Origin of the sequence: Pseudomonas sp. B16(2017), from assembly GCF_002113205.1 — a bacterium.
Taxonomy (GTDB): domain Bacteria; phylum Pseudomonadota; class Gammaproteobacteria; order Pseudomonadales; family Pseudomonadaceae; genus Aquipseudomonas; species Aquipseudomonas pharyngis.
Map to the genome: position 1 here is coordinate 562,858 of NZ_NEKA01000002.1, position 8,420 is coordinate 571,277.

An 8,420-nucleotide genomic window follows, 5' to 3' on the forward strand; every position below is an offset into this window, starting at 1 on the left:
GCCTGTCGATGCCGCAACGTCCCAACTTTCTGGTGATTCTGGCCGATGACCTCGGCTTCTCCGACATCGGCGCGTTCGGCGGCGAAATCGCCACGCCGAACCTCGATGCCCTGGCCAACAATGGCCTGCGCCTGACCGATTTTCACACCGCACCGACCTGTTCGCCGACCCGCTCGATGCTGCTCACCGGCACCGATCACCACATCGCCGGCATCGGCACCATGGCCGAAGCGCTGACCCCGGAGCTGATCGGCAAACCGGGTTACGAAGGCTATCTCAATGACCGTGTCGTCGCGCTGCCGGAGTTGCTGCGCGAGGCCGGTTACCAGACCTTGATGAGCGGCAAATGGCACCTGGGCCTGACCGCCGAACTGGCGCCCCACGCCCGAGGCTTCGAGCGTTCGTTCTCGCTGCTGCCCGGCGCGGCCAACCACTACGGATTTGAACCGACCTACGACGAACACACGCCCGGCCTGCTGAAATCCACCCCGGCGCTGTACATCGAGGACGACAGGTTCATCGACGAATTGCCGAAGGATTTCTATTCCTCCGACGCGTTCGGCGACAAGCTGTTGCAGTACCTCAAGGAGCGCGACCAGAGCCGACCGTTCTTCGCCTACCTGCCGTTTTCCGCGCCGCACTGGCCGTTGCAGGCGCCCGCCGACATCGTCGAAAAATACCGTGGCCGCTACGACGCGGGCCCCGAAGTCTTGCGCCTCGAGCGTCTGGAAAAACTCAAGTCGCTGGGGCTGATCGAACCGGATGTCGAACCGCACCCGCTGATCCAGCTGACCGCGCAATGGGACGCGCTGAGCGATGAACAAAAACGCATTTCCGCCCGGGCAATGGAAGTCTATGCAGCGATGGTCGAGCGCATGGACTGGAACATCGGCCGTGTCGTCGACTACCTGCGCCAACAGGGCCAGCTCGACAACACCTTCATCCTGTTCATGTCCGACAACGGTGCCGAAGGTGCGCTGCTGGAAGCCTTTCCGAAATTCGGCCCGGAGCTGATGACGTATCTGAGCCAGCATTACGACAACAGCCTCGACAACATCGGCCGCGCCAACTCCTACGTCTGGTACGGGCCGAACTGGGCGCAGGTGGCGACCGCGCCGTCACGCCTGTTCAAGGCGTTCACCACCGAGGGCGGAATTCGCGTTCCGGCGCTGCTGCACTATCCGCAACTGCCGCTGAAGGGGCAGATCAGCCATGGTTTCGGCACGGTGATGGACATCACGCCGACCATCCTCGATCTGGCCGGCGTGCGCCATCCGGGCAAGCAATGGCACGGCAAACCGGTGGCGCCGTTGCGCGGGAAATCGTGGCTGGGCTTTTTGTCCGGCGAGACAGCGCAGGTGCATGACGAACACACCGTCACTGGTTGGGAATTGTTCGGGCGCCGGGCGATTCGGCAGGGACAGTGGAAGGCGGTGTGGATTCCCGGGCCGGTGGGGCCGGCGACCTGGCAGCTTTACGATCTCGGGAGTGATCCGGGGGAGATTCATGACCTGGCGTCGAGTCAGCCGCAGAAGCTTGAAGCGCTGATCGAGCATTGGCAGCGGTATGTGGAGGAGACCGGCGTGATTTTGAGTGAGTCGCCGTATCAGCCGGATTGAGGGTGGCTGAAATATTGCCATCGCGAGCAGGCTCGCTCCCACATTGGATCGTATTCACCATTCAATTGTGGGAGCGAGCCTGCTCGCGATGAGAGCGTTGCAATCACCCATCAAGCCTGAGCTGTACGAGCCTCTTCGGCCGATACCTTCACTTGGCGTACAAACCGGTTCGCCCGCCCGAACGTCCCGAAATCGTTAAACCGAACCCCCATCTCCCGCATTACCTTATGCGCCACCGGCACCGTCAGCTGGCGGATGTAAAACGGCTCCTTCACCACGAAATGATGAATCCCGTGACTGCTGCCGAAATTGAAGCAGAACGCCTGCAACGGCCACAGCCACCAAGGATTCAGCACCTGACATTGCTGCAGCACATTGCCCGGTTCCACATCCCCGTAGTAATGCATGTTGGAGCTGATGAAGTGCAGGCAAAACGTACGCAACACGTTCGGGCCAATGATCACCACGGCGGCAATGTCGATCACCTGCATCACTGAAAGCGTGGTCGCCGACCATTCAATCGGCGAGCCCATCAGGTAGGCAATCCCGTTGGCGGCATGGAACCCGAGAAACACATACCACGCCCCCCAATGCACCAGCGCCAGCGGCGCGTAGACCTTCAGCGTGCGCTTGATGATGCTGAACTTGTGCGCCCAGGTCCTGGCCCGGAGCATGCGGATGAACGCCGACATCACGTTGTCGCCGACCATCAGCAATCGCGCAAAACCCCATGGCTCGCCGTTGGTGATCGCCCGTTCTTCCATGTCGGTTTCGGTGCCGGACACCTTGTGATGATTGAGGTGCAAATGACGGCGGATCCAAGGGTTGATCGTGCTCGGCCGCGCCAGCCACACCAGGCCCATCATCAGGTTGTGCGGCACGCGCTGTTTGCGGAAATACATGCTGTGGATCAGGTCGTGCTCTAGCTCATGGGTCAGCGAAGCGAAAAACGCGTTGAGCAACAGGCACGCCCACCACGCCAGGTGCCCGCTGATATACAGCGCCGCCGAACCGATCATTCCGGCCAGGGCAAAGGCGAGAATCCCGGCGCCGAGTGCATCCTGATGCTTGAGAATCGGGTAGCGCTCGCGCAGCTCCACGCCCTTGGCCAGCACCACTTCGCGAATATGCGCTGATCGCTGGGCAGCATTGTGTCGCTGGGGACTTGCAGAAGTACGGTCCATGCTTCCATCCTCTGGTTATTGATGTTCGCATCCTGCCCCGCGCGGACTCCAAACGCGGTAGCCGAGAACGCCAACCTGTTGACCGGAAGCGCCAATCAGCATGAAGGAACCGACTTCTCTCGCCAGCTGGACCCGCGCCCTGCGCAAGCAACTCGACGCGCTGGGGCTGGACAGCACTGCCCTGTGCCGGCAGGCCGGGCTCGATCCGCAACTGATGGACGACCCGAACGCCCGCTATCCGTTGTCCGCCACCACGCGCCTGTGGGAAATCGCGGTGCAGGTCAGCGGCGATCCGGCGATTGGTTTGCGGGTGTCGCGGTTCGTCAGCCCCACGACCTTTCACGCACTGGGCTATGCGTTAGTGGCCAGCGGCAGCCTGCGGGAAGTGTTCGAGCGGATCGTGCGTTATCACCAGGTGGTCAGCGACGCGCTGGAACTGGAGCTGACCCGCACCGAGGACCGCTACCGGTTTCGCCTGAAAATCCCGGCCGGCAATCCGGCGCCCGCCTTCGAAGCCATCGACGCCTTTGCCGCCATCTACGTGCGCACCTGCCGCAATCGCCTGGGCCGCGACTACGCGCCGCTTGCGGTGTACCTGCGTCGCCCGGAACCGTTCGATGCGCATCAATGGCACAAGGTGTTCCGCTCGCCCGTACACTTTTCAGCCGAAGAAGACCGCCTCGAATTCGCCCTCACCGACTTCGACAGTCACCTCGACGACGCCAACCCGGAGCTGGCCGAACACAACGAAGCCGTGCTCAAACGCACCCTCGCCCAGCTCAAACCGCTGACCTGGGAGCGCAAGGTACGCGACGCCATCGAAGAACAACTGCCCGAAGGCGAACCCAGCGCCGAACGCATCGCTCAGGCCCTGCACCTGAGCCTGCGCAGCCTGCAACGGCATCTGGCGGACGAGGGTTGCCGCTTCGACACCCTGCTGAATGAAAGCCGCGAAAACCTCGCACTGCTGCACCTGCGCGATCCGCAATGCTCGCTGAGCGAGGTCAGTTACCTGTTGGGATTTGCCGATACCAGCAGCTTCAGCCGTGCGTTCAAACGCTGGACCGGGATGACGCCGGGGCAGTTTCGGGATCAGTTGCGCTGAGCGCAAATGGGTCGCTCAACCCTTGGTCAGACTGCGCTCAATCCCGGATTCCCACTGCTCGATCATTGCCGTACCTACCTCGGCGAACGCCTGATGGGTTCGGCAATGCTCAAGCATTTCCGCCATCGCCGTCTGCATGCCATGAACAACCTGCTGCAGTAGTTCATTGCACCGGCCTTCAGTGAGATTGCACGCCGTACGGCCGAAGCGCATCAGCGCCTTGTACTTGGGCCATGCCTTCGACCCGCCCAACAGCAAGGCCAGGCTGTCGTTCCTGATGTAAACCAATGTGGTGATGATGTCGTAAGCCGGGGCTAGCCGGATCGAAGCCTGCGCGCCGCAATGGTCATACAGCACACCGAAGTTCTTCAGATGCGCATCGCCGTTTTTCAGTCCCGCTGACAGCGCCACGATCTTGAAAAAAGCTTCCAGCGCCTGACTCAACAGCGCAGGAGAAACAAAGGCTTTGATCTGTCGGGCAGCGCCTTCGTAAGAACCATCGTATTTGGCTCTGGAAGGCCAGCCATTGAGTACGCAAAAGTCCTCGAAACCCAGATAGCCATGCTCAGTCAGGTCAAAACGCTCGACCACCAGAAACTTGCCCTGCTCACTCAATTCAAACTTTGGCACTTCAAGTCCGCTAAGCGCTGCGGCGCGCATACAGAAATATTCGTTGGTCGCCAGCTCAGGAAACTCTTCGGGACGGAAGGCTTTGACCAGATGTGTGGAGCCTCGGTGAATCGGGTAAAGAGCGGCTGTCACACCATCGCGTACCAACACCTTAGGCTGCACGCCTGAAACACCGGAATAATGGCCATGTTTGTGCAACAGATTGTCAAACAAGCCATGAACGCCGTCATGTATCAAAAGATCGGACAATAACGTTTCGGGCTGATGATCTGTGACCGATTCGCAGGCTACTGCCAGCCGTCCTAGCTGACTTGAACCCACTATTGCCAGCAACGCAAAAGCATCGAAGTCACGAACTGCTTCGCCGAAGCGTCGAATCAATTCATCGCGCAATACCCCTTCTGGCAAATTCATCTCGAAAATCGGATGAACACCTCGCTCCCAGCCGTAGTTTTCCATCCGAGCTGACATCGTTAGCGAAACAGCATTCTCAGCGTTCACGCCCTCACAGTATCTGAACACGCTCTCCATGCCGGACTGCCCACGAACGAGTGTCCCTACGGAGCTACCGGCGACGGTGATTTCCAAACTCCGAATCAAATCAATCATGAGAATTCACCCTCCTCGGTACCTCAAGAGGGAAACCAAGCTCAAAAACTGTTCCCTCAACTTCACTACTCACCCGCACCCGCCCACCATGCAATTGCATGATCGACTGCACGATCGCCAGTCCCAATCCGCCGGAGTCTCCCGGCTCCGCGCGGGACGGGTCGACGCGGTAGAAGCGGTCGAACAGTTTGCCCAGATGTTCATCCGCGATCACCGGGCCGAGGTTGTGGACCTGCAACCAGCACAGGCCTGGCTCATCGCGTCGGCGCAGGCTGATGACCGAGCCGGCATCAGCATGGCGTACGGCGTTGGCCAACAGGTTGCCCAAGGCGCGTTGCAGCAGTTGCTGATCCGCCAGAAGTTCTCCGCTGAACGTGTTTTCGAGGCGGATTCCCCGGTCATCGGCCAGGGCTTCGAAGTAGTCGCACAACTCTTCGCCGATTTGGTGCAGCTCCAGCGTGCGCAGATCGAGCGCGCGTTCAGCCTGCTCGGCGCGGGCGAGAAACATCAGGTTTTCGGCCATGCGCTTGAGCCGTTCGAATTCTTCCATGTTCGACGCCAGCACTTCCTGATACTCGGTGCTGCTACGCGGGTGATTCAGTGCCTGGCCATTGCTGGCGAGCAAGGTGTGCAGGGGCGTACGGATTTCGTGGGCGAGGTCGGCGGAAAACTGTGAGAGGCGCTGGAAGCCGTCGTCCAGCCGCCCGAGCATGCCGTTCAGCGCGTGCACCGGTTCCAGCAATTCCGCTGGCGTGCCGGCGGTGGGAACGCGTTGGTCGAGGCTGCGCAGGTCGATGCCGCGCAGTGCTTCACTCAGCTTGCGCAGAGGCCGCAAACCTCGGCGCAACAGCACCAGGCCCAAGGTGAAGGCAAGCAAAGCGCCAAGGCTGACGGCCAGATACAAGCGCAGGCGATAGCTGCCGAGCATCTGCTCGCGCTCGCTCAGAATCTTGCCGGCGATCACGGTCAACGCTTCACCGTTCGGTCCTTGGGCCTGACCTGACAACAGGGCCAGCTCGACACCGTCCGCCGCCTGCCAGGTCAGCACATCGCGGCGTTGCGGCGGTTGATCCCGGGGGATGGCCTGCACGGGCGGCAGTGCGCGCTGGCGAGGGTTGATCGTGATCACATTCGAGCCGTCCGCGCGTTGCACAAGCAGCAGACTGTCGAGGTTGCCCAGCATGTTCTGGTACAGCCGTGGCCGCGCCTGCAGGGCGTCGAGGCTGTCGCTGTCGGCGAGCAGCGCGCGCACCTGTTCCATGCGACCGAGTAACGCCATGTCGTCGCGCCAGGCGATTTCCGAGGCCAGCGAGCGATACAGGAACACGCCAATAGCGCTGAGTACCAGCGCACAGACGGCGGCGAACGCCAGGGCCAGGCGCCAGGCGATGGATCTAGCGCGCATCGTCGGGCGCTTCGAGTTGATAGCCGACCCCGCGCACGGTGTGGATCAGTTTCGGCATGTACGGATCATCGACTTTCGAACGCAAGCGGCGCACCGCGACTTCGACCATGTTGGTGTCGCTGTCGAAATTCAGGTTCCACACCTGTGAAGCGATCAGCGTGCGCGACAACACTTCACCCTGGCGGCTGGCGAGCAGATGCAGCAGGGCGAACTCCTTGTTGGTCAGGGCGATGCGCTGGCCGCCCCGGCTGACCCGGCGGCGCAGCACGTCGATTTCCAGATCGGCGATGTTGTACGACTCGGCTTCACGCAGGGGGCCGCGCCGCAACAACGTGCGCACCCGCGCCAGCAATTCGGCGAAGGCGAACGGCTTGAGCAAATAGTCATCGGCCCCCAGTTCGAGGCCGCGCACGCGGTCTTCGATGGCGTCCTTCGCCGTCAGGAATAGCACCGGCGTGGCGCCGCGCTGGCGGATCAGCTGCAGCAGTTGCCAGCCGTTGAGGCCCGGCAGCATCACGTCGAGGATGATCAGGTCATATGCCTGCTGCTCAATAAAGTAGCGACCGTCGAGGCCATTCAGCGCCACGTCCACGGCAAAACCCGACTCTCCCAGCCCTTTGGCGATGAAGTTCGCGGTTTTGGCTTCATCTTCTACGACCAGCAAACGCATGGCACACCTCGATTGATCAGAGACACAGGCTAGGCTCCTTCGACCGTGTTGCCCATTACAAACTTGTAATCCGACTGACGAGGTTTCGACGGGGACCGGCGGATAAGGTGGTGGCCTTCGCTTCAGGAGCCTGCCCATGACCGCTAAATACTTGATCGCCAGCCTGGCAATCAGCTTCGGCACCGCCGCAATCGCCGCGCCTGAGCTGCCCCATCACGCCGACCTCGATCTGAAAACCGCACGGCTGCTGGCCGACGCGGCACTGGAAAACTGCACCGGCACGGTATCGGTGCTCGACCGTGGCGGCAACCTGCTGGTGACCCTGCGCGGCGACGGTGTCGGCCCGCACAACACCGCCGCCAGCCAACGCAAGGCCTACACCGCGCTATCGACGAAAACCCCGACCCGATTGTTTGCCGAGCGCGCCCGCAACAACCCGGAAACCGCCAACCTCAACACCCTCGATGAGTTGCTGTTGCTCGGCGGTGGCATCCCTTTGTTTGCCGGGAAAGAACTGGTCGGCGCCATGGGCGTGGCCGGTTCCGGCGGCGGCGAACAGGACGAAACCTGCGCAATCAAGGCCGCCGAAATCGTCGGCCTGTCCATCAACCGTACTTGAACCGAGGAGCATCACCATGACCCCACTGCGCATGACTTTCACCGCGCTTGGATTGAGCGCCTTTTCGAGTCTGGCACTCGCCGCCGGCAACCCGCTGAGCGTACACGTACTCAATCTGGAAAACGGCCTGCCGTCGCCGGGCATCAACGTGACGCTGGAACGTCATGTCGGCCAGGACTGGCAGCCGCTGGCGCAGGGCACCACCAATGAACAGGGACGGATCGCCGAACTGTTCCCGGCGAACAAGCCGTTCGAGGCCGGTGAGTATCGGGTGGTGTTCAAGACTGGCGAGTACTTCGAGAAGGCGAAGCACGAGACGTTTTTTCCGGAGATTCCGGTGATCTTTAAAGTGAAGCAGACGGACCAGCACTATCACATTCCGTTGCTGCTCAGCCCTTATGGCTTCTCGACGTATCGCGGTTCGTAAAAACAACATCGATCCAATGTGGGAGATTCTATGTTGCAGGGGAACCCTGCAACCTTAAATTCGGTTGGTATTCGCTCTGGTTTTTCATGAGGGCGAATGCCACCCGGCAAAGCTTGCGGGCGAGGATGACCAAGGCTTGGGTTCTGGCTAGA

At 61.0% G+C, this 8,420-nt stretch carries 8 protein-coding genes and 1 pseudogene; 4 read left to right on the forward strand and 5 right to left on the reverse strand.

Annotated elements, in window-relative coordinates; genetic code table 11:
- The first annotated feature begins 8 nt into the window (after window positions 1-8).
- Window positions 9-1,619, forward strand: a complete 1,611-nt coding sequence (locus tag CAG25_RS05235) for an arylsulfatase (protein ID WP_085611228.1) — start codon at window positions 9-11, stop codon at window positions 1,617-1,619.
- Between the two features lie 110 nt (window positions 1,620-1,729).
- Here CAG25_RS05235 and CAG25_RS05240 read toward each other — a convergent pair whose 3' ends face one another.
- Window positions 1,730-2,803 (reverse strand): fatty acid desaturase, encoded by a 1,074-nt coding sequence (locus tag CAG25_RS05240; protein WP_085611229.1) that lies wholly within the window; start codon window positions 2,801-2,803, stop codon window positions 1,730-1,732.
- 100 nt (window positions 2,804-2,903) lie between these two features.
- Here CAG25_RS05240 and CAG25_RS05245 point away from each other — a divergent pair, with 100 nt between their 5' ends.
- Window positions 2,904-3,908: an AraC family transcriptional regulator gene (locus CAG25_RS05245; RefSeq protein WP_085611230.1), complete on the forward strand. Its 1,005-nt coding sequence runs from the start codon at window positions 2,904-2,906 to the stop codon at window positions 3,906-3,908.
- A 15-nt stretch (window positions 3,909-3,923) separates the two neighbouring features.
- Here the strand turns inward: CAG25_RS05245 and CAG25_RS05250 are convergent, their stop codons facing one another.
- The 3 genes from CAG25_RS05250 to CAG25_RS05260 are packed head-to-tail and all read right to left on the reverse strand — an operon-like array spanning window position 3,924 to window position 7,222.
- Window positions 3,924-5,147 (reverse strand): type II toxin-antitoxin system HipA family toxin, encoded by a 1,224-nt coding sequence (locus CAG25_RS05250; RefSeq protein ID WP_085611231.1) that lies wholly within the window; start codon window positions 5,145-5,147, stop codon window positions 3,924-3,926.
- Entirely contained in the window at window positions 5,140-6,552 is a 1,413-nt protein-coding gene (locus tag CAG25_RS05255; RefSeq protein WP_085611232.1) for a heavy metal sensor histidine kinase, read from the reverse strand. Before CAG25_RS05255 ends, CAG25_RS05250 begins: the two co-directional genes overlap by 8 nt.
- Window positions 6,542-7,222, reverse strand: coding sequence for a heavy metal response regulator transcription factor (locus CAG25_RS05260; protein ID WP_085611233.1), 681 nt, complete (start codon window positions 7,220-7,222; stop codon window positions 6,542-6,544). Before CAG25_RS05260 ends, CAG25_RS05255 begins: the two co-directional genes overlap by 11 nt.
- Before the next feature lie 136 nt (window positions 7,223-7,358).
- Here CAG25_RS05260 and CAG25_RS05265 point away from each other — a divergent pair, with 136 nt between their 5' ends.
- Entirely contained in the window at window positions 7,359-7,841 is a 483-nt protein-coding gene (locus tag CAG25_RS05265; RefSeq protein ID WP_085611234.1) for a heme-binding protein, read from the forward strand.
- Between the two features lie 16 nt (window positions 7,842-7,857).
- Window positions 7,858-8,268 carry a hydroxyisourate hydrolase gene (gene uraH, locus CAG25_RS05270; protein ID WP_064592647.1) on the forward strand — a complete coding sequence of 137 codons (411 nt, stop codon included), beginning with the start codon at window positions 7,858-7,860 and terminating at the stop codon, window positions 8,266-8,268.
- 28 nt (window positions 8,269-8,296) lie between these two features.
- Here the strand turns inward: uraH and CAG25_RS28770 are convergent.
- Window positions 8,297-8,420, reverse strand: a pseudogene (locus tag CAG25_RS28770) (IS110 family transposase); the annotation flags it as partial.